At 34.0% G+C, this 335-nt stretch carries 1 protein-coding gene; it reads left to right on the forward strand.

What is annotated here, in order from left to right:
- A partial coding sequence (locus R0J88_RS19210) for a hypothetical protein (protein WP_410900763.1) occupies positions 1-335 on the forward strand: 335 nt, incomplete at both ends.

Consider the following 335-nt stretch of genomic DNA (forward strand, 5'->3'; position numbering starts at 1 on the left):
GTTCAATTGAAGGACTTTATTCAAGGAAAATGTATTTAGCTCAATTATCACAACGGTACCAAGCATTAATTAATGAATCGATTCTTGTGTTTACCAAAATAAAAGAAGAAGTAATCGAACAAATTCAAATGCAAACAGGTGTCGAGCAATCTACCATTGATGGGTTAAATACGAAGAAAGCTAACTTACAGCTAAACGCATCTCAATTAAAAGAGCAGCTGAATGTCATTCAACAAAATGTCGGTGAAATTTCAATCGTGCCTTCAATGGATGAACTTCAATCTGTATGTCAGTTACTACAAAAGGAAATAGCAGAACTACAAGAAACGAAATCG

It is taken from the genome of Pseudoalteromonas sp. SIMBA_162, from assembly GCF_046535955.1.
Lineage (GTDB): Bacteria > Pseudomonadota > Gammaproteobacteria > Enterobacterales > Alteromonadaceae > Pseudoalteromonas > Pseudoalteromonas marina.